General features: G+C 58.9%; 17 protein-coding genes and 1 pseudogene. 11 read left to right on the forward strand and 7 right to left on the reverse strand.

What is annotated here, in order from left to right; translation table 11 throughout:
- Window positions 1-108 precede the first annotated feature (108 nt).
- A complete protein-coding gene (locus PHI64_RS21100) occupies window positions 109-975 on the reverse strand; it encodes a CBASS cGAMP synthase (protein WP_299887540.1) in 867 nt (288 codons plus the stop codon).
- Between the two features lie 392 nt (window positions 976-1,367).
- On the opposite strand from PHI64_RS21100, the gene PHI64_RS21105 reads away from it, so the two are divergent.
- A complete protein-coding gene (locus PHI64_RS21105; RefSeq protein WP_299887543.1) occupies window positions 1,368-1,724 on the forward strand; it encodes a hypothetical protein in 357 nt (118 codons plus the stop codon).
- Window positions 1,724-2,410: a hypothetical protein gene (locus PHI64_RS21110; RefSeq protein ID WP_299887546.1), complete on the forward strand. Its 687-nt coding sequence runs from the start codon at window positions 1,724-1,726 to the stop codon at window positions 2,408-2,410. The genes PHI64_RS21105 and PHI64_RS21110 overlap by 1 nt, the downstream gene beginning before the upstream one ends.
- Window positions 2,411-2,576: 166 nt before the next feature.
- On the opposite strand, the gene PHI64_RS21115 is transcribed toward PHI64_RS21110, so the two are convergent.
- The 3 genes from PHI64_RS21115 to PHI64_RS21125 all read right to left on the reverse strand — a co-directional run bounded on the left by PHI64_RS21115 (window position 2,577) and on the right by PHI64_RS21125 (window position 3,764).
- On the reverse strand, window positions 2,577-3,011 hold the full coding sequence (locus PHI64_RS21115; RefSeq protein WP_299887549.1) for a hypothetical protein: 435 nt from the start codon (window positions 3,009-3,011) through the stop codon (window positions 2,577-2,579).
- Window positions 3,012-3,072: 61 nt separating this feature from the next.
- Entirely contained in the window at window positions 3,073-3,456 is a 384-nt protein-coding gene (tnpB, locus tag PHI64_RS21120; RefSeq protein ID WP_299887551.1) for an IS66 family insertion sequence element accessory protein TnpB, read from the reverse strand.
- The gene (locus tag PHI64_RS21125; protein WP_299887554.1) at window positions 3,399-3,764 is read right to left on the reverse strand and encodes a transposase; all 366 of its coding nucleotides are present in this window, start codon (window positions 3,762-3,764) and stop codon (window positions 3,399-3,401) included. The genes tnpB and PHI64_RS21125 overlap by 58 nt, the downstream gene beginning before the upstream one ends.
- A gap of 782 nt (window positions 3,765-4,546) precedes the next feature.
- Between PHI64_RS21125 and hsdR the strand changes: the two genes are divergently transcribed.
- From hsdR to PHI64_RS21150, 5 genes are read left to right on the forward strand one after another with little or no spacing between them, the layout of a single operon-like run.
- The gene (hsdR, locus tag PHI64_RS21130; RefSeq protein ID WP_299887557.1) at window positions 4,547-8,050 is read left to right on the forward strand and encodes a type I restriction-modification system endonuclease; all 3,504 of its coding nucleotides are present in this window, start codon (window positions 4,547-4,549) and stop codon (window positions 8,048-8,050) included.
- 42 nt (window positions 8,051-8,092) lie between these two features.
- The gene (locus PHI64_RS21135) at window positions 8,093-9,547 is read left to right on the forward strand and encodes an N-6 DNA methylase (RefSeq protein WP_299887560.1); all 1,455 of its coding nucleotides are present in this window, start codon (window positions 8,093-8,095) and stop codon (window positions 9,545-9,547) included.
- Entirely contained in the window at window positions 9,544-10,977 is a 1,434-nt protein-coding gene (locus PHI64_RS21140; RefSeq protein ID WP_299887564.1) for a restriction endonuclease subunit S, read from the forward strand. Before PHI64_RS21135 ends, PHI64_RS21140 begins: the two co-directional genes overlap by 4 nt.
- On the forward strand, window positions 10,974-12,650 hold the full coding sequence (locus PHI64_RS21145; protein WP_299887566.1) for an AAA family ATPase: 1,677 nt from the start codon (window positions 10,974-10,976) through the stop codon (window positions 12,648-12,650). The genes PHI64_RS21140 and PHI64_RS21145 overlap by 4 nt, the downstream gene beginning before the upstream one ends.
- On the forward strand, window positions 12,650-13,741 hold the full coding sequence (locus PHI64_RS21150; protein ID WP_299887569.1) for a hypothetical protein: 1,092 nt from the start codon (window positions 12,650-12,652) through the stop codon (window positions 13,739-13,741). The genes PHI64_RS21145 and PHI64_RS21150 overlap by 1 nt, the downstream gene beginning before the upstream one ends.
- 987 nt (window positions 13,742-14,728) lie before the next feature.
- On the opposite strand, the gene PHI64_RS21155 is transcribed toward PHI64_RS21150, so the two are convergent.
- Entirely contained in the window at window positions 14,729-15,157 is a 429-nt protein-coding gene (locus tag PHI64_RS21155; RefSeq protein WP_299887572.1) for a hypothetical protein, read from the reverse strand.
- Between the two features lie 77 nt (window positions 15,158-15,234).
- Between PHI64_RS21155 and PHI64_RS21160 the strand changes: the two genes are divergently transcribed.
- Window positions 15,235-15,513 (forward strand): helix-turn-helix transcriptional regulator, encoded by a 279-nt coding sequence (locus PHI64_RS21160; RefSeq protein WP_299887575.1) that lies wholly within the window; start codon window positions 15,235-15,237, stop codon window positions 15,511-15,513.
- 4 nt (window positions 15,514-15,517) lie between these two features.
- On the opposite strand, the gene PHI64_RS21165 is transcribed toward PHI64_RS21160, so the two are convergent.
- A complete protein-coding gene (locus tag PHI64_RS21165; RefSeq protein ID WP_299887579.1) occupies window positions 15,518-15,679 on the reverse strand; it encodes a hypothetical protein in 162 nt (53 codons plus the stop codon).
- A 1,006-nt stretch (window positions 15,680-16,685) separates the two neighbouring features.
- Here PHI64_RS21165 and PHI64_RS21170 point away from each other — a divergent pair.
- Window positions 16,686-16,949, forward strand: a complete 264-nt coding sequence (locus PHI64_RS21170; RefSeq protein WP_299887582.1) for a type II toxin-antitoxin system RelB/DinJ family antitoxin — start codon at window positions 16,686-16,688, stop codon at window positions 16,947-16,949.
- Window positions 16,936-17,221 (forward strand): annotated as a pseudogene (locus tag PHI64_RS21175) (type II toxin-antitoxin system YafQ family toxin). Before PHI64_RS21170 ends, PHI64_RS21175 begins: the two are co-directional and overlap by 14 nt.
- Window positions 17,222-17,758: 537 nt before the next feature.
- On the opposite strand, the gene PHI64_RS21180 reads toward PHI64_RS21175, so the two are convergent.
- Window positions 17,759-18,001: a helix-turn-helix transcriptional regulator gene (locus PHI64_RS21180; protein WP_366945244.1), complete on the reverse strand. Its 243-nt coding sequence runs from the start codon at window positions 17,999-18,001 to the stop codon at window positions 17,759-17,761.
- Between the two features lie 54 nt (window positions 18,002-18,055).
- Here PHI64_RS21180 and PHI64_RS21185 point away from each other — a divergent pair, with 54 nt between their 5' ends.
- Window positions 18,056-18,598, forward strand: a complete 543-nt coding sequence (locus PHI64_RS21185) for a hypothetical protein (RefSeq protein WP_299887585.1) — start codon at window positions 18,056-18,058, stop codon at window positions 18,596-18,598.
- The last annotated feature ends 363 nt before the right edge of the window (window positions 18,599-18,961 follow it).

Consider the following 18,961-nt stretch of genomic DNA (forward strand, 5'->3'; position numbering starts at 1 on the left):
AACACCCGGGACTGGTCACCCATCACCGTTGTGACTCTCAATCCTGAGCGAGAGGCAGTCGTTGCCATGGGGAATAAACACCAAAGAGCTGCATGAATCAGGCGACAACTAGCTTGACGCGCACCGAAGTGCCGCCGGCAACTGTTTCACGACATCCAACAACGCCTGGTCATCACGACGATCCTGCTTCACGAACAGCGGTGCCGCTGCCGCCATTAGCAGGATCGAGCTGGGACCGCCAGATTTCCAGGTCCAGTCACGATAGGCCTTGATATAGCGCACAACGCGGCGAAGCTGCACGCCCTTGGTCTCGACTTGATCGACAAACCACTCTTTTACTGGGCGGGGGTCGGAGTGCATCCAGCCTTCCTCGCGGTGCGCCAACAGGACCTTCGTCTTGGGCAGTTCTTCCCAGCTGTCCGTCGCTGCTTCAGCGAAGTTGCGGATGCCCTTGAGGGCCGCGCGCCTGACGTTCTCCGCCTTGACGAGGGTCTCGAACTCGTTGTCCGGGATCGCGTACAGGGGGATATCGATGTGCGCGAGATCGCTGATCTCCACCCGGATGCAGGTGGACTTCCCGGAGAGCTCCCAACCTCTCTCCTCCACAAGGTCAGCCAAGGCCCTCTCCGCCACGCCGAAGAAGACCTCTGCCGCGACGCTGGGACTGTCAGTCTGGGTCAGGAAGCTCAGCGGCAGATAGCATCCGTCATCCACATCGGCCTGCTGGGGGCGCTGCGCGGGAGCGTTCAGCGTCTTGTAAGCCCAGGACCCCTGGGTGAAGAAACGCGGTTGCGGGACTTTGCCTGGGTGGCCTTCCGCCGCGTAGATGCGAGGAATGCCGTCCCGCAACGCCATCCGGACTTCATTCTTGGCCTCAGCGATGTCCTTGCGATCTTCGTCGCGCAGACTGAGATTGCCGAAAAGGCAGGGTTCAGATTCGACTTCGGTGTAGAAAAGGGCGCTCAGGTTCAGCATTGGCAGTCGGGCATGTGATGGACGGTACGACGCGTGTCCAGACGCGTCGCCTGCGGGCGCCGACCCACCCATTCCGCCTTTAAGCCGGCTAATGGGCTAAAGCCTACAGAGGGTTCGGCATGTAAGGAGATGGTGGTCGGTTTAGCCTTTTCAAGAGCCCGCCAGCATAAAAGATACAATACCCAAAAAGCTCAGGCGAAACCTACTAGGCAATCTTCAACTAGTAGTCATAGGCTACATCTATGGTCGGTAGGTTTTCAGGCTACGCCTGCGTAGAGGTTGATCCTTTGCATACTCTTCAAGCATTCAGTGCCCTTCACCTGCTGCGTCACACTGCCCCTAAACTTCCCAGTGACTTCGCTGGGCTGGGCATCGTGTTTTACGAGTCGCTGATGGCGCTGCCTCATCTTCAGCTTGAAGTCGTGGGTGATGAGCGTTTCGACCTGCCAGTACAAGGGCTCGAGCTGATCTGCGATGTGTTTGTCAGAACGGCGCGCCTGTCTTCTCCCTGGCACGACGGCTTCCACTTCGTGCACGCCGGCTCGGGGTCACTTACCCACCTCTGCCAGTTCATCGCGCCACCACTGCCCACCGTGTCAGCCGCCGCACCGCGTGCCAGCGGCGCTAGGCACATGACGGCACTCCTGGCATCGCAGGTGGCCGGCATCACGTCAATCGGGCTTCTAACCCACGAACGCGCGGCTTCCGTCTATGAAGCCGGACGACTGACTTGGAGCGAAATTCTCTGATGCTGCCTGTTAGCCTGACCTACGCCGACCTGCTGCGGCTGCTCAAGTACTGCGGCTATGTTGTGGCGGTGGTGGCCGCCCTCATAGTTTCCTTCCGTCTCACGGAACTGCAGCAGCATCCGTTGAAGGTCATCTGGCAAAGCATCACCACGGCGCTGGCCGTGCCGCCGCTGCTGATCTGGGTGCTGTCGAAGCTGCAGTGGAAGTATTCAAAGCTCGCCTTCCTCATGGGCAAGCGCATGGTTCATGGACTGTGGTGGGGCGAGCTGAAGTCAGAGTTCAAGCCGTCCGAGGGGGCTGATCCGCTGCCGGCTATCCCGATCGCGTTCGTGGTCCAGCAAACCTATTTCTTCTTGACCATCCAGTCTTACACGCCCAGCCTGCCAGCCAGATCCACGCTGGAAATCATGGTGGTGGACCCGCGGAGTTCGATAGGTCAGCTGCAGTACGTCTTTGAGATGCGGCGGATGCAGGATGCCGAGGACAAGATCACCATCGGCTACGGTGATCTTCAGCTCACTTCCGGCGATAAGCGGCTGGAGGGCTACTACTGGACCAACTCACCCACTCGGGGTCACATTTCGCTGGACCTCCTGACGCGGGATTTCAACGGCATCGGCTCGTTTGCTGACGCCGAGAAGGCTCGTACCGAGTTGCTAAAAATCACGTGCTCAGCTGGTATTTAACCAATTCCGACTGTTTTCGCGATCGCTCAGAATCTGGAGCAGATTGGTAGCGCAGGTTTGCCGAGTACAGCGGCTGTTTGACCGACTTGGCTTGGCTTCTGTTCAGGTGACGTCGGCTGCTCCACCTTGAATGGACAGTGAGCAAGAGCAACCGGCGCCGTACGGACTAGGTGTGAAGGTTCAATAGGTTGTTTCGGGTGTAGTCGAGCTTCTCCGCCACGTCCTCCCCGATTCGCTTCATCTGGCAACCGCAGGCGCAGAGGGTGGAGGCGGGTTCGTGATGGATCTCGGTGCGGGGCAATTCGGGCGGCAGGGGTTTGCGCTTGGCCTGGCCCTTGGCGGATGCGGGTTTGCCGGAGAGCTGCTCAAGCTCCTCGGTCATCGCAGCCAGGTCAGCCTCGACCGTTTCCTCGAACAGTTGGGCCTGCTCCAGTGGCAGGCGTTCAGTCTTGACCCCGAAGCGCCAGCGTTTGTGCAGCGAGAGCTCATGGGTGAGCTGGTCGATCTTCGCCTGGCGCCAGATGAGCTCCCGGTCCTGCGCGATGAGCAGGCGGCGCAGGGCGTCGGCGTCCAGTTCGTGGAGGTTGGTGGGGAGAGTCATGCGCAGATCATGCCTCCGGCACGTCCTTGTGCCCATTCGGGCATCCCCCGATGGTGCACTGTCAGGTCATTCGAATCACACCGTCATCCCGCAGTTGCTGCCAGGGTAGCCCCAGCACCAGGGCGTCGAACTGGGCCTGGGTGAGCGTTAGCGAACCGTTCCCCTCGGCCCAGCGGAAGCGCCCCTGGTTGAGCCGTCGGCAGGCGAGCCAGATCCCCTGGCCGTCATGGATCAGCACCTTCATCCGGGTGCCGCGCCGGTTGGCGAAGAGGTAGGCCTGATGCGGGCGCGCCTCGCCGAAGACCTGCACCACTTGGGCGAGGAGCGTGTCCATGCCGGCGCGCATGTCGAGCGGAGCGATCGACAGCCACAGGGCGTCGACCCGGATCACCCGAGCCACTCGCGCAGCCAGGCACCGCAGGCTGCGGCCGAGGCGATGGGCCAATTCACCGTGACCGTCGCGGTGCCCTTGCGCAGTTCCAGGTGGATAGGAGCCTCAAGGCTGGGGGAAAGCTGCACCGGGACAAAGCCGCCCATCGGTTCGGAGGCCGCCACACGTAAAGGCAGGCAAGACAACGCCGGTGGCTCGATGCCCCGCTCGCGCATCCAGCGCCGCAGCTGGTTGGCGTTGATCCCGTTCGCCAGGGCCACTCCGGCGACCGACGCGCCGGGCTCCCCGCAGGCTTCGATCAGGGAACGCTTGAACTCCTCGGAGTGGGTGCGACGGGTTCGGCGAGGCTTCGTGACGTTCATGTAAGTGTCCACTTCTATTGGCTAGTGGACACTATGTTTAGCGAGCTAAAGGGCTGGGGAAAGATGGGATGCCCGGGGGCTTACGGGGCGCCATGTCGAGAAGCCGACCTTCGGGGGTGATTTACCCCCACCGGCCGGTAACCCGCACTTTGCTGCCTGATTCGCCTCCATCGGCGAACGACCGGATTGGCTGATCACCTGCCTGACGTGACCGACTGTTGGTCGGCCAAAGCAGCCTGTCAGCATGCGAGGTAGTAACGACCGGTTTACACAGAATTTCGGACATGCTTGGACTGGAGGCAAAATCCTTCCGCTCGTCGAGGAGTGTGAGCGCAAGCGAGGCTGATGAATTGATCGACATGCGTACGGCCGGCAAGCATGTTCAGTTGGCGCCCTAACACACCTGCGTGCGCCATGATTCTCTGCGCAGAGCGCGCCAATATGCCAAAGACTTGTTGGCTGGAAAAACGAGTCCTGATACGCTTAGCAAAACGCTAGTGTTTTTCACACAGGAGCAGCTCGTGGCCGTCACGAAGACAGAGGTTGTAAGCGTTAGAGTCCCACCGGATGTGAAGGCTGCGCTGGTCGCCGCCGCCGAGCAGGAGCGGCGCAGCTTGGCATCTATGGTCGAGTATATGGTGCTCGAGTACTGCAGATCGCGCGGCATTGGAGGTGAATGGGCGGCGGACGCCGCAAGCGCGCATAAGAGTGTTGTGAAAGGTTAAGTCCACCAAACACCGCAAGGCGAACGAGCTTGCAAGGACTTAAGAGGCAAGAGGTCAATGGCAAGAGACATCGCGCAAGGATTAAGCAATTTCGGATTTCTAACTGAGCACAACCCGTTGCTCGCTGATCTTGGGGCAACCGCGGAGCGGCTCTATCCTTTCGATCCGGCCAGCTGCGTGCTCAAGCTGCGGTTGTTGGCCGAGTCGATCACGCAGGATGTGGCGTCCCGCGTAGGTGTGCGCCTGATCCAACCCACCCAGGCCGAGCTGCTGCGCGCAGTGGACCAGCGCTTGGGACTTGATCCGCAAGTGCGGCAGATGTTCCATTTGCTGCGCCAGAGGGGCAACGAGGCTGCACATCAGGTGGACCATCGCATCGGCTACCGCGAGGGTTTAGAGGCGCTGAAGGTTGCCCGTGAAATCGCGCTTTGGTTTCATCGAAGCTTCGGCAGCGACGCGGACTTCAAGCCCGGTCCCTTCATCCTGCCGGACGACCCCAGCCAGCGGCTGCTTACGCTGCAGCAGCAAGTGGCTGACCTCACGCAGAACCTGCAGAAGGCCCAGAGTGAACAGGCGGCCAAAGGCCAAATTGCAGAGTTGTTGGCCGCCCAGGCAGCACAGGAGCGCGTGCTGGCCGAGCGGGCCGCCGAAGAGCGCAGCGTCTACGAAAGTCTGGCCGAAGAGGCCAGCACCCGCTACGCCGCCCTTAAGGCCGAATTCGACGCCCACCTGCAAACCGCCAATGCTGCGCCGGACGTACCCACCTCGCTGGACATTCAGGCCTTTGCGCAGCGCACCACCCAGGCTGCACAAAAGGTGGCGATGGATGAAGCTTCCACCCGCCTGCTCATCGATCAGATGCTCAAGGACGCCGGCTGGGAGGCCGACACCCATGAACTCACCCATGCCAAAGGCGCACGGCCGGAACGCAACCGCAACTTGGCGATCGCCGAATGGCCCACTGCGGGCAAGCAGAGCGCCGACTACCTGCTGTTCGCCGGTCTCACACCCATTGCTGCAGTCGAAGCCAAGCGCCTGAACGTCAACGTCGCCGGGAAGATTAGTCAGGCCGAGCGCTACGCCCGCGGCTTGCAAATCGAGCCCGGGCACGAAGCCGCCTGGCTGGCTGAAGGCCGCCAGGGCCCCTGGCCCGACGGGCAGGGAGGCGTGTTTCACCTTCCCTTTGCCTACTCGTGCAACGGCCGCCCGCTGGTCAAGCAGAGCCCTGAAGCCAGCGGCACCTGGTTCCGCGATCTGCGCCACCAGGGCAACCTGGCCAAGCCGCTGCAAAGCTTCCACTCACCTGACGGCTTGCTCGACCAGCTCCGCCGCAACAAGGCCGAGGCGGAAGCCAAGCTGCAACAAGAAGGCTTTGCCTACTTGGGTCTGCGCGATTACCAGCAAAAGGCTATCAGTGCGGTGGAAGCCGCGCTGGCCGCCGGCCAGACCAACTGCCTGCTGGCCATGGCCACCGGCACTGGCAAGACGCGTACCATCATTGGCCTCATCTACCGCCTGCTCAAGGCCGAGCGCTTTCGACGCATCCTGTTCCTGGTAGACCGCACGGCGCTGGGCGATCAGGCCATCGACGCCTTCAACGAAGCGCCGCTGGAGCAAAGCCAACCCCTGTCCAAGATCTACAACATCGCTGAACTGGGCGACATGGCTGCCGAGGCCGAAACCCGCGTGCAGGTGGCAACGGTGCAGGCCATGGTCAAGCGCATCTTCGGCAGCGACAACCCGCCTCCGCTGGACGCCTTCGACTGCATCATCGTGGACGAAGCCCACCGCGGCTACACACTGGATCAGGACATGACCGAGGGCGAACTCGTCCTGCGCGACCAGGCCCAGTACCTATCCACCTACCGTCGCGTGCTGGACTACTTCGACGCCGTCAAGGTGGGGCTGACCGCCACCCCTGCACGCCACACCACCGACATCTTCGGTCGACCGGTCTACACCTACTCGTACCGTGAAGCCGTGGCTGACGACTGGCTCATCGACCACGAGCCCCCCATTCGCTACCAGACCCTGCTGAGCCAGCACGGCATTCACTTCGACAGCGGTCAACAGGTTGAGGCCATCAATCTAGGCACCGGCGAAATCGAAACCGCCGAACTTGACGACGAACTGCACTTCGAGCTCGAAAGCTTCAACAAGCGCGTCATCAGCGAGCCGTTCAACCGTGTCATCTGTGAACAGCTCGCCCAAGAGCTGGACCCGATGGGCGACGAGAAGACCATGATTTTCTGCGCCACCGACGCTCATGCCGACATGGTCAAACGACTGCTGGGAGACGCCCTCAAGGCTGTGCACGGTGACCACTACAACCAAGCCGCGGTGGAAAAGATCACCGGCGCGTCCGACAAAGTCGACCAGCTCATCCGTCGCTACAAGAACGAGCGCTTCCCTACCATCGCCATCACGGTGGACTTGTTGACTACCGGCATTGATGTGCCGCCCATCTGCCATCTAGTCTTCATGCGCAGGGTGCGCTCACGCATCCTGTACGAACAGATGATTGGCCGCGCCACCCGGCGTTGCGACGAGATCGGCAAGACCGTCTTTAAGATCTACGACCCGGTGGATTTGTACGCCTCGCTCCAGGCCGTCAACACCATGCAACCGCTGGTGAAGGATCCCAAGGTTACGCTGGAACAGCTGTTCGAAGAGCTGAACAACCCGGCCGCGCACGAGACCGCGGGCAGCACCCTCGGCCGCAGCCACGCGCACGATGTACTCGACCAGCTGAACCAGAAGCTCATGCGCGTTCTACGAGACGCCGCACACAAGGCCGAGAAGAAGCCAGCCCTGAAAGAAAAGCTGGATCAGCTTGAGCAGCAATGGGGCGTGCCTCCGCAGCAACTGCACCGCCACTTGCACCAGATCGGGCAAGAAGGTGGTCCCCAGGCAGCAGCCGACTTTCTGCGCCACAACACCCGCCTGCTGCTGCAACTTGCCGAGGTCAAGCAGCTCCTGGGCACGGCCTACATGCCCGTCATCGCCACCCAGGCCGACGAACTGCGGGAACGCAGCCAAAGCTGGGGCCTGTACGCCAAGCCAGAGGACTACCTCGACAGCTTCAGCCGCTTCGTGCGCGAGCAAATCAACCAGTCGGCTGCCATGGCCACGGTGGTCAACCGCCCCAAGGACCTCACCCGCGAACAGCTCAAGGAAGTGCGCCTGTTGCTTGACGGCGCTGGTTACTCCGAAGCCAGTCTCAAGGCCGCGTGGCGCAATCACAGCAACCAGGACATTGCTGCCGGCGTCATCGCCTACATCCGCCAAGCGGCGCTGGGCGAAGCGCTACTGCCTTTCGATCAGCGCGTGGCCCTGGCCATGCAGAAGATCTACGCCCAATACGCCTGGACGCCGGTGCAGCGCAAATGGCTGGACCGCCTGGCCAAACAACTCACCCACGAACTGGTCATCGACCAAGCCTTCGTCAACAACGCCTTCGCCAACGACGGAGGCGCGAAGCAGCTGGACAAACTACTGGGCGGGCAGCTCGACAGTGTGATGGGGGCGCTTGCTGCAGGTCTCTGGCCACGCGCCGCCTGACAATTAAGTGTTTTACGCTCAACAAATTCACAAAACTCAAATATGACAACCCAAGACATCGTCCAGAAGCTCTGGAATCTCTGCGACGTGCTGCGCGACGACGGTATCAACTACAGCGATTACGTCACCGAGCTCGTGCTGCTGCTCTTCATCAAGATGGAGTACGAGAACACCGAAAGCGGCATCCTCCAGGCGCACAAGCTGCCGCCCTATGCCCGCTGGCCCGAGTTGCGCGACAAGAGCGGCCTGAATCTGCTGCGCCATTACCGTGAAACCCTGCTCAAGCTCTCGGCCAGCGACGACCGGCTGATCGCCGCCATTTACGCCGACGCGCAGACCAGCCTGAAAGAACCGCGCCACCTGGAGCAGCTCGTCAAAAGCCTGGATGGCATCGACTGGTTCAGCGCTCGGCAAGACGGCCTCGGCGACCTGTACGAAGGTCTGCTGGAAAAGAACGCCAGCGAGACCAAGAGCGGCGCCGGCCAGTACTTCACGCCCCGCCCCCTGATTGACGCCATCGTGCAGGTCATCAAACCGCAGCCGGGCGAGACCGTGCAAGACCCGGCAGCGGGCACGGCTGGCTTCCTGATTGCCGCGGACCGCTACATCAAGGACCACACCGACGATCTTTACAACCTCAGCGAGAAGCAGCGCAAGTTCCAGCGTAACGACGCTTTCCTGGGCATGGAACTGGTACCTGGAACCCGCCGACTGGCGCTGATGAACTGCCTGCTGCATGGCATGGAAGGCGACGATGAAGGAGTGGTGCACGTCGGCAATACGCTGGGCAGCGCCGGCAGCAGTCTGCCTAAGAGTCACATCATCCTCAGCAACCCACCCTTTGGCACGGCCAAGGGCGGCGGCGGCCCCACGCGTGACGATCTGACCTTTGCTACCAACAACAAGCAGCTCGCCTTTGTGCAGCACATCGTGCGGCACCTGCGCGACGGAGGGCGTGCCGCTGTGGTGCTGCCCGACAACGTGTTGTTTGAGGCCGGCGTAGGCGCCGACATCCGCCGCGATCTGATGGATAAGTGCCGCCTGCACACCATCCTGCGCCTGCCCACCGGCATCTTCTATGCCCAGGGTGTCAAGACCAATGTGCTGTTCTTCGAGAAAGTCAGCCAGGCTGCTACCGGCAGTACGCAAGAAGTTTGGGTGTACGACATGCGCGCCAATGCGCCCAAGTTCGGCAAACGCACCCCTTTAGACGACAAGCACTTTGCCGACTTCATCGCCGCTTATGGCCACGAACCCAACGGCAACGCTGTACGGCAGGATCAGGGCAAACAGGGGCGCTTCCGCCGGTTCAGCCGCGACTGGATCGCCACGGAAAAGGGCGACAGCCTGGACATAGCATGGCTCAAGGACGACAGCTCGGAAGATGTTGCCGACCTACCTGAGCCGGCGGTACTGGCGCGGGAAGCGTTGGAGGAGCTGAACGGCGCATTGGAAGAGCTTGAAGCGATCCTGGCTGAACTGGACCAAGGGAAATGAGCAACCTGCCAAAGAATTGGGAGTATGGAAAGCTCTCCCAAGCTGCTCATGTCGTGCGCGGGATTACGTTCCCTGCTGGAGAAAAGAGAAACGACCTCGCTCATGGCTATGTTTGCTGTCTCAGAACGACCAACGTGCAGCAGAAGCTCGAATGGGACGATGTGTACTACGTTCCGACGAGCTATGTTAAAAGAGACGAGCAACTTGTTCGCGAAGGCGATGTGCTGATGTCCATGGCCAACAGCTATGAGCTGGTAGGCAAGGTGGCACGAGCCATCAATGTTCCGCAACCCGCAGCTTTCGGGGCCTTTCTCGCTGCTGTGCGTCCAACACATGCGATAGATGGCGGATACCTGTATCACTTCCTGCGCAGCAGCGAAGTGCAAAGCAAGTTGCGAGAGGGCTCCAGTCAAACGACCAACATCGCCAACATTTCTGCAGGAAAGCTCTCCGAACTGACGGTTCCGCTCGCACCTTGGAATGAGCAAAAACGCATAGCCGACAAACTCGACACCGTCCTCACCCGCGTGGACGCCGTCGACACCCGCCTGGCCCGCGTCGCCCCCATCCTCAAACGCTTCCGTCAATCCGTCCTCGCCGCCGCCACGTCAGGAAGGCTGACAGAGGATTGGCGTCGCTCGAACGCAGACGGGGCTATGCATTCCCAGTCGCGCCAACGCAACAACAAGAGCGACCCTCCACCAGACATCAAGAGTTTGAATGTTCCAGCCACCTGGCGAGTTCTGCGTGCGCAGGATGTGGTCGAGTCTGACGCAAACATCGTCTACGGCATCGTGCAGCCTGGACCAAAGTTGGTCAGTGGCATACCGTATGTTCAAACCACCGACATTGCTGATGGCCGAATTCAGGTAGGTTCCTTGTGCCGAACTAGCGTCGATATTGCAAATAGGTATCACCGGTCATCGATCAAAGGCGGCGACGTCTTGCTCGGCATCATTCGCGCGACCAAAGTCGCAGTGGTGCCGGATGAACTCAGCGGTGGAAATATATCCCGCAGTGTCGCCCGCCTCAGGCCTTGTAGCGACATGGTGCCGCAGTATCTAGCTATCGCACTTGAATCGCCTGCCGTCCAAGACTGGCTTCGTGCGCAGCACCGTGGCATGGATATGCCGGTTCTCAACCTTGCTCAGGTCAGGCTTGCTCCTTTACCCATAGCACCGATTGACGAACAAAGGGAAATCGTCCGCCGCGCCGAAAACCTTTTCGCCTTCGCCGACCGCCTCGAAGCACGGCTGCGAACTGCAAGAACCGCCACCGAGCGCCTGACTCCGGCCCTGCTAGCCAAGGCCTTCCGCGGTGAACTGGTGCCGCAAGACCCCAACGACGAGCCGGCGAGTGAGTTGCTGCGCCGACTGCAGCAGGAAGCACCGTCGACCAGCACAAAACGCGGACGAAAGAGTGCTGCATGAAGCTCCTGTCGATTGAGCTTTTCGGGCAGTACAAAGGCCTGAAGGATCAGGCTTTTGACTTCTCAACGGTGCAGGGTGATGTGGCCGTCCTCATCGGCGCTAACGGCTCGGGCAAGTCGCAAGTCATGGAACTCATAGCTGAAGCCTTTGCCTTCCTTGAACGTCGACAGCGACAGGACTTCCGGGTACGTGCGCCACTGGGGTATGACTTCCGAGTCACGTACGAGATGGCTTCGTCTCGCTACGAAGGTTTACGCCGGTTCGCCGTGGACACGCGGGATCGTCTTCGTATTGCGGTGCATCAGCTCGCTGACCAGCCTCACGATGGTGTTACGCAGCCGGCCCAGGGGACATGGAGTGAGATCACGGCGGATGGCTCCTTGGAAGAGTTGGCGCTACCACGGGTCATCGGATACGCCTCCGGCATGTCTGAGAACCTTCAGCGAGCCTTCATGCGCAACGCGCTTCAGTACTTTGACGTGATTCGGGTCAGGTCAAACTTGAAGAAGGAGCTTGCGCAACCCAATGTGGCTGAACAGGCAACGCTGACTATCAACGAGCGCTTTCTCAGGCGCAACCCGGGCATTTTCGCTGCCGAAGGGGAGGACCCAGAATCGGGCCTTTTCAGGCTACGCGAGACCGACACGGCGATACCCAGAAACCTCTTCCTCGACTATGACTGCGCTGCGCTGCTGATCGCGTTACTCGGCATGCTCCCACATGCTGATCGTGACGAGGTATGGGATGAAATCCCTTTCCGCCATCCAGCGCGTGTGGTGTTGAGGTACGACCTGCGTGGGCAGGCGACTGCTTCGGACAACGCTCGCGACATCAAGCGCTTGATCGAATTGGCGGGACCACACAGGTGTACGCCGATCTCCCCACGAACCAGCGAGCCCGAGTATGAGTTGCTGGAACTGGACTACTTGGCCGGCGACATCGAGATCGATTTCGCGGACCCGGAAGTCATCCGTCGGATGGCTGACAACTCGCGAGAGCCCGACCAGTGGTTCTCGGCCCTGTACAAGCTACAACTGCTGGGCGTCGATGAATGGTCGGGGGCCGTAAAACGCGCGCTGCGACGCGATAGCTTTCAAGGTCATGTTGAGAAGCCGCTGAAAGGGAAGCTCCCACTTTCTGTGCAGGAGCTCTGGATGTCCGATGGCGAGCGAACTGTCGCGCTTGACGACTTGAGCGACGGAGAAGTGCAGCTTCTATTGACACTGGGCGCCGTAAGACTCTTCGGGGACGATGAGACGCTGTTCCTCTACGACGAGCCCGAAACGCACTTGAACCCAAGCTGGCGCACGCGGTTCCACTTGGATTTTGAAAAGGCGAATGAGGCCAACGGAAAAGCCCAGGCCATCATCTCCTCGCACTCGCCCTTTCTGGTCTCTTCGCTGCCTCGCGAAGCGGTGTTCCATTTTAAGAAGGTCGATGGCGTGACCGACATGACGAATCCGCCGGGAGAAACCTTTGGTGCATCGTTTGACGTGCTGATAAAAAAGCACTTCAACCTGCGTGCAACGATCTCCGAAACGGCTGTCCAGGAAATTCGCGAGCGGCTGGAAAACCCTCAACTCACAACCGAACAGAAGTTGGAATGGCTTGAGGACTCCGTCGGCGAGTCGATGGAGCGTTCGTATCTCATCAATAAGTTGAGAATTTCCTGATGCTGTTTGAGATTAGACCAAATCTTGAGCAGTCGAAGGTTTTTGACGGGCTGAACGTATTCCTTGTGGAAGCGATGCTGGCAGCGCTGGAAAGCCGGCCCGTGGATGAGGCCCACCTTCCGGCCGGCCTGTGTGCTGCGATTGCTGGAAATGAGCCAACTCGCACTGCGGTTGATGCCCTGTCGGCAAAGCTGTCGGCGCTTGATCAGAGGCAAAAACAAGCTCTCAGGGCTGCGTTGGCGGCGAGAACTGACCCCTGCGCTTTCCTGTCCGACCGGACAGTACCGCTGACAGCCATACCCGAAGCAGTCTTTCCCGCATTGAAGTCACTGGCTGTTCACCTTTTTCAGCGCACGGCGAAGCTCAAGGGCGTGGAGCAGGCATGTGGTGAATGCATTGACGACCACTACGCACGCTTTCGTCACGGCAACGCGCCAGGCAATGGCAATGTGTGCTGCGTTTGTGGGACCGAATACCTTGCTCAGGTTCGGGCAGACGAAAACGACAACGAGCAGTGGCGCGGCCCGTACGACCACCTTCTGGCGAAGGATCTGTACCCGCTATACGGAGTCGATCCCAAGAACTTATTGCCCATCTGCAACACTTGCAATTCCAAGGCCAAGCTGGCCAAAGACTTGGTTCTCAAGGATGGAGTCCGTCGCCTCAGCTTTTCGCCCTGGACCGAGAGCGCATCGTTGCAAGAGATTGAGGTGCTCGTCGATGACGCGAACGATCTTTTTCCACGCGTGGTCGTGAACCTACGGAGCGCTGATCCTGATCGACAAGAGAAGCTTTCCACCTGGGATGACGTCTACGAGATCAAGTCTCGCGTGGAGGGTGAGTTCAAAGAGTTGGCTGCAAAGTTGGCCGAGGACGCTCATGCACCCAACGATGCGTCCTTTCTGCAGAAACTCCGTGAGGTCGGGCTTGCCAAAGCGAAGGCACAAAGGCTGACGCCCTTCAACTACTGGCGTGCGCGTGTCTACGCGGCGGTGATTGGCATGAATCCGGGGAGCCGTGAGGCTTTGCGCCAGGCGACTGCCCTGACGCCCCAAACGATTCAGGACATGGAGGCGCTGTTCTTCCAGTGAACAGCGGTCTCTGTGCAGAAAAGCCGCTCCCGATGAGTGCGCTGGTGACTGTTAGGAAAGGGGCATGTCCAGATTCTTGTGTAAACCTGCCGCTCAAGAGCAACATGCTGACCGACCACTTTGGCCGACGAGGCGACCGTCACCCCGAGGGCAGTTTCTCGGCCTTTGCTGACGCTCATGACCATTGGAATGAGCATCAGCAGTGAGGCGGTCAGCCGTCGCCCAGCCGCCCTCAAGGCTCAATGGCAGCTTTGCCGGATGCCAAGCGGCTGGATCTGACCCATTTTCGGCATTCGGAGCCTCGGTACAGGAGCCGCAAAGCAGTCGTAGAGAATGCGTCGATTATGCTCACGTTCTGGACGCAATCTAGTTCTCAGAGCGTGCTCCCAGAGCAGCGTCGAGCTCCTCACTAAAGCGCCGCAGGGGAGCCGGGGGGTATCCCCCGCTGTCCACCTTTCACAGCGCGGAAAAATTGAGTTTGCGGCGTTGATGGAGGAGATAGCGGTGTCTCCCGATGCGCACTTCATGTTCGGACTCGGCGACTCTCGCGCACGCACATGGACCTTCGCTGGTACGAAGGAAAACCGAACCTATGCGCGGATGGCGGGAGGTGGAGGGAGGCCTGTCAAGTTTGATGCAGTGAGTATTCAGGCGCCGGCCGCCGCTCTAAGTACTGCCCGCCCCAAATGTAAGACTTTGCAACTGACGACTAAAGAGCAAACCGCCTTCTCGGCAGAGATTAAATTCGCCCCTTGCGTACCGTCTTAATTGCTCAACCGGACGATTCTTGCGAGAAATTTCGCATGAGGAGAACACGGGGGTGGAAGCCCGTGTTCGGTTGCACCAGAGAAATTTATCCCGGTCAGCGCTCCACTCTGCCAAGCTAAGGTTTTGGTGGATGGATCAGAATGACTTCACATGTCTCTGGGGGGGGCACAAGCCCTCAAGCCATGATTGCGACCTTGTCAGTCTGAATTGCCCCTGGAATTACTGAAATGGTTCCGGGGTGCGTTTGAATACTTGGTCTGTGTATTGAGACTCATCAAGCCGCTCATCCCCCAAGCTGAAGTGTAGTGACCTCCCATCAGTCAGGTTGAAGAGCATGTTCATCGGATTTTTGGAGGATGAAAAAACACTTTCCAAAGCGTCCAGTTGAAAGGAATCGGAACCATTCACGTAACCCGGCGAAAGGAGGAAAACACGTTTCAAGACGTCGGTCTCGGAAGTGCCAGTGTGAGCACGCAGCACGTTGATACTCGAGGTCATTATGTGGGTTACAAAGTCACCATCCTCCGTTTCGGATGCAATTTCCAACATGAAGAAAGGCGCATCGACCCCGAGTTCTACCCAGTTCCACAGGCTGACATTGGGATCGTACTGTATGGGAAAGCTTGCCGAGCGATGGGTTTGGAACATGGAGAGTAAGTCCACAAAATAGGGAATGTAGATTATATTCCGTGGATTGATGGTCTCGCCACCCGCATTGTTCGTGGGTGGCCAAATCCTTTGATGACCTTCGTGCTGAACTTGCCAACGAAATCAAACAGTCTCGTCGGCGGCTTGGGCTCACTCAAGAGGCCTTGGCTTTGCAGGCAGAGGTGGATCGAACTTATGTCTCCCAACTGGAGCGAGGGATCGCGAATCCTTCAATTCTGATTCTTCATCGAATATCCATAGTGCTGGGGATGGACTTGTTGATAGGCCTGCAGGGGACTGGCGGTGGGCAAAGTCCCACCACGTCACGTCCACTAAGGAAGGATAGGCCTGACTGATTTTTCAATCAGTCAGGCAGCTACTCGCAAGGGCAACTCTGGGCAAGGCGGGTTGGTGAGGATGTGCTTCAATGTGAGTTGTGCCGGACTGCATGAAGTAGCTGACCGGACCTTCGAACTGCTGATGAAAGACCATGTTGGTGAAGTCCAGCTTGGCTTCGCGCAAGGCCAGTGCCTGTGCGGTCAGAAAAACGTCAAGACGCGGCTTCCCACACGAAAATATGCATAGAGCCGCCGGATCAACCATCCGTGATGGGGAGGTAACTATCTCCCTCGTCAGCAAGCATCAGCTAGGCAACGCGACCCGATACTTGTCCAGAAAATGTGCTTCCTTAGCACGACGAGCGGCTGCGGCCAGCTCCTCCGCGCGCTCCTGAACCGCCGGTGTTGCCCTGACAGACTGAACTGACACAACGAGCCGCTTCTTCTCCTTGAGGGGCGAAGCGTGTTTCTTCAAGAGAAGGCTGCGAGCGGGTCGCTTCATAGCATGGGGTCTAAACATTGTCACACCTTCCCCGCGGGGGGAAGTCGCTGAGATACTAGAACAGAAATGAGAATGCGGGCAATCCGTACATCCCTGCAGTCATGGAGAGACTGTAGGATGTGTTACTTACTTAGGCGTCCTCCCGGACGCTGATTTCACGGCAACGGATATAGCCTTGGAACCCGACATGAAGGCGTTCGCGAAAAGCCTGAATCAGGCTTCGCAGGGGGAGCGTGTGCGCCTCATCCGTAGCGGAGTGGCAGCTTCTTGGAGATTACCGATAAGTTGACCTGTCATTCTCAAAGAGCCTTACCAGCGAAACATCTGCTATCCAGAGCAATCACTTTGATCACAGCTGTCAACGATTGAACTACAACTTGAGTGTTGACCGACGATTTCAGCGTAACCATATTGGGGCATAACCAAGATGGCGAAGATGTGTGTGATGGGGCCGCATCTCACCGAAGACCTGCGCCACCTGGGCGCGGGTCGTGTCCACGCCAGCCCGCATGTCGAACATGCGTCACCGAAGTGCGTATTCCACGCCAAAACAGCCACCCATTCCGACACAAACCCTTGATCAAAAGTCGGCCAGGCGTTCCACTCAATACCCGCCAACGGGCTTTCGCCCTAGCAGGACGGCTAGCCGTGGGCTACAATGTAGCTCACCTACCAGAAGGGACAAATCATGGCTGCGAATGCTGTTGTTCGTGCGCGCATCGACGAGCACATAAAGGAAGAAGCAAGCGCGGTTCTTGCGGCAATGGGGCTGACCGTCTCCGACGCGTTCCGCATCATGCTGACCCGCGTCGCCCGCGAGAAGGCATTGCCGTTCGAGCCTTTGATTCCGAATGAGACAACCATCGCAGCCATGCGTGAGGCACGCACCGGCAACCTCAAGAGCTTCGACAGCGTTGGGGCGTTGATGGCGGACCTGCATGCGGAAGATTGACCCGACCGGCCAATTCAGGCGCGACTACAAACGCGAAGCCAAAGGCCAGCATCGGGCAACACTCGATGCCGACTTGGAGCCGGTTCTGGAGGCTCTGGCAAGGGATCAGCCGCTAGCTAGAGCCTCGGCACCGTGACCATGCGCTTACCGGCGAGTGGAAGGATCATCGGGATTGTCACGTCAAGCCCGACCTGGTGCTGATCTATCGAAAGCCAGATGATGCGACATTGCAACTCGTTCGGCTTGGCTCGCACAGCGAGCTTGGTCTGTAGCAACTAAGTCACTTGCCACTGGCCAGCGGAAGCCGTGGCCGACTTTCGATCGTAACGGGTGGCAGGTTTCGTCGGAATTCGCAACCGAAGGCGGTAGCGCTTCACCCCAGATGAGCCAAGCCACTCGCGCAGCCAGGTACCGCAGGTCTTCGGTGAGAGGCGGACCAGATCACTGTGACGGTCACGATTCCCTTGCTTACTTCCAGGCGGATAGGTGAATCAACATCCCAAGGCCACTTAGCCGAGATAAGCCCCACCGCCAGGTTAGGTGCGAAAGGGATCCGGCAAGGTGATCATCCCTTGCAAAGCAAGCCCCACAGCCGGCAGATTTTGGCATTTTGGGGAGGGAGCGAGATGGGGGTATGACCGGGATGAGGGGAGGACATCGACACATCCCCAGTAAGTCGATGTTATAGAAAATACCAAATCGATTCGCTTTGATGTCAATCGCACTTGTCTGGTTTGCGGGAGGCAGATCTGCTCGCTCGCCGAGCACAGATGTGCGTGAAGTGAACTGGAATGCGAGAGTGGCCGGAACTACGGCAGCAGCAGGCTGTGGATGCTGACTTGCAGAGCGTTTGCCAGACGTTCGATATTGTCGATCGAGATGTTCCGCACTTGGCGTTCGACGTGCGCCACGAAGGTACGGTGAAGACCTGCTTCCAAAGCCAAGTCCTCTTGAGACCACCCTCTCTCCCTACGTAGTCGAACGATATTCATCGCAAGGAGTTCCCGGGCTGTTGGGATACCTGAACGGGACGATGATTCGCTGAGAGACATCGAATCAGTCTCTCGGAGTGATGCTTTTAAGTCAGCCGTGTTTAAGTCACAATATTGGCTTTCCCCGAATTCTCGGTTCAAACTGAATTCCGGAGGGAATCTCTGCTACCTGATCAACGCAATCCATTCATCGGCTGGATCGGCCACACATCACCACTGAAAGCTTCGAATCGCATGTTCATCACAGATGCATCCGCTCACCATCCCTTCATGTCTCGCTTGCTTGGCAACGGAAAGGATGCGTGGCGGGCTGTGGGCCTCACCTCGCCCAGGGAATGGTTCTACGTCAGCTACACCCTTTCCACCCCAAAAGGGAACCTTGCGGAAACCGCGCTCATCGCCAATCCGGCTGGAGAGTTGCTGGAGTTTCTCGACCAGGAGGATGAGGGCGTTTCCGCGCTCAGCGTTCAGCTTGTCACCCCTCCGTTTCTGAACGGCTCTGAGTGCTGGAAAATGGAGCCGCTGATCCGGGTCTGGAAGAAGCCGTCCGACCCCTTGGCACATGTGTATGAAGTTGAGGGAGGCCAGCGCTACTGCACAGCCTACGGTGCATGGGACATCTCAGAGTATGAGTTCTGGAAGGAGCTCCGTTCGTAAGCCACACCCCCCAGCGACAACGCTGCAGCAAAAGTCACTTCTAGCGTCGCCACCACGTGCGGCTTCGGCCAAGTTAGTTGCGCACGTCGGTCATGAAATCTTCACACATTTATTTCCATATTTCTATAATACTTGAACAATGGAAACACTAAATGCTGCTGATCTTCTCGCAGCCCTGGGCCACGAATCCCGCCTGAGCATCTTCCGCCTGCTGGTGGAAGCCGGCCCTGACGGGATCGGTGCGCGTCAAGCTAGTTGTCGCCTGATTCATGCAGCTCTTTGGTGTTTATTCCCCATGGCAACGACTGCCTCTCGCTCAGGATTGAGAGTCACAACGGTGATGGGTGACCAGTCCCGGGTGTT

It is taken from the genome of Zoogloea sp. (assembly GCF_028689785.1).
Taxonomy (GTDB): Bacteria; Pseudomonadota; Gammaproteobacteria; order Burkholderiales; family Rhodocyclaceae; genus Zoogloea.

Excerpts from the sequence above, each read along its gene's own strand:
- PHI64_RS21155 (WP_299887572.1), bottom strand. The coding sequence starts at position 15,157 with ATGTTCCAAACCCATCGCTCGGCAAGCTTTCCCATACAGTACGATCCC.
- PHI64_RS21125 (WP_299887554.1), bottom strand. The coding sequence starts at position 3,764 with ATGAACGTCACGAAGCCTCGCCGAACCCGTCGCACCCACTCCGAGGAG.
- PHI64_RS21180 (WP_366945244.1), bottom strand. The coding sequence starts at position 18,001 with ATGTCTCTCAGCGAATCATCGTCCCGTTCAGGTATCCCAACAGCCCGG.
- PHI64_RS21150 (WP_299887569.1), top strand. The coding sequence starts at position 12,650 with ATGCTGTTTGAGATTAGACCAAATCTTGAGCAGTCGAAGGTTTTTGAC.
- PHI64_RS21140 (WP_299887564.1), top strand. The coding sequence starts at position 9,544 with ATGAGCAACCTGCCAAAGAATTGGGAGTATGGAAAGCTCTCCCAAGCT.
- PHI64_RS21170 (WP_299887582.1), top strand. The coding sequence starts at position 16,686 with ATGGCTGCGAATGCTGTTGTTCGTGCGCGCATCGACGAGCACATAAAG.
- hsdR (WP_299887557.1), top strand. The coding sequence starts at position 4,547 with ATGGCAAGAGACATCGCGCAAGGATTAAGCAATTTCGGATTTCTAACT.
- PHI64_RS21145 (WP_299887566.1), top strand. The coding sequence starts at position 10,974 with ATGAAGCTCCTGTCGATTGAGCTTTTCGGGCAGTACAAAGGCCTGAAG.
- PHI64_RS21110 (WP_299887546.1), top strand. The coding sequence starts at position 1,724 with ATGCTGCCTGTTAGCCTGACCTACGCCGACCTGCTGCGGCTGCTCAAG.
- PHI64_RS21105 (WP_299887543.1), top strand. The coding sequence starts at position 1,368 with ATGGCGCTGCCTCATCTTCAGCTTGAAGTCGTGGGTGATGAGCGTTTC.
- PHI64_RS21100 (WP_299887540.1), bottom strand. The coding sequence starts at position 975 with ATGCTGAACCTGAGCGCCCTTTTCTACACCGAAGTCGAATCTGAACCC.
- PHI64_RS21115 (WP_299887549.1), bottom strand. The coding sequence starts at position 3,011 with ATGACTCTCCCCACCAACCTCCACGAACTGGACGCCGACGCCCTGCGC.
- PHI64_RS21135 (WP_299887560.1), top strand. The coding sequence starts at position 8,093 with ATGACAACCCAAGACATCGTCCAGAAGCTCTGGAATCTCTGCGACGTG.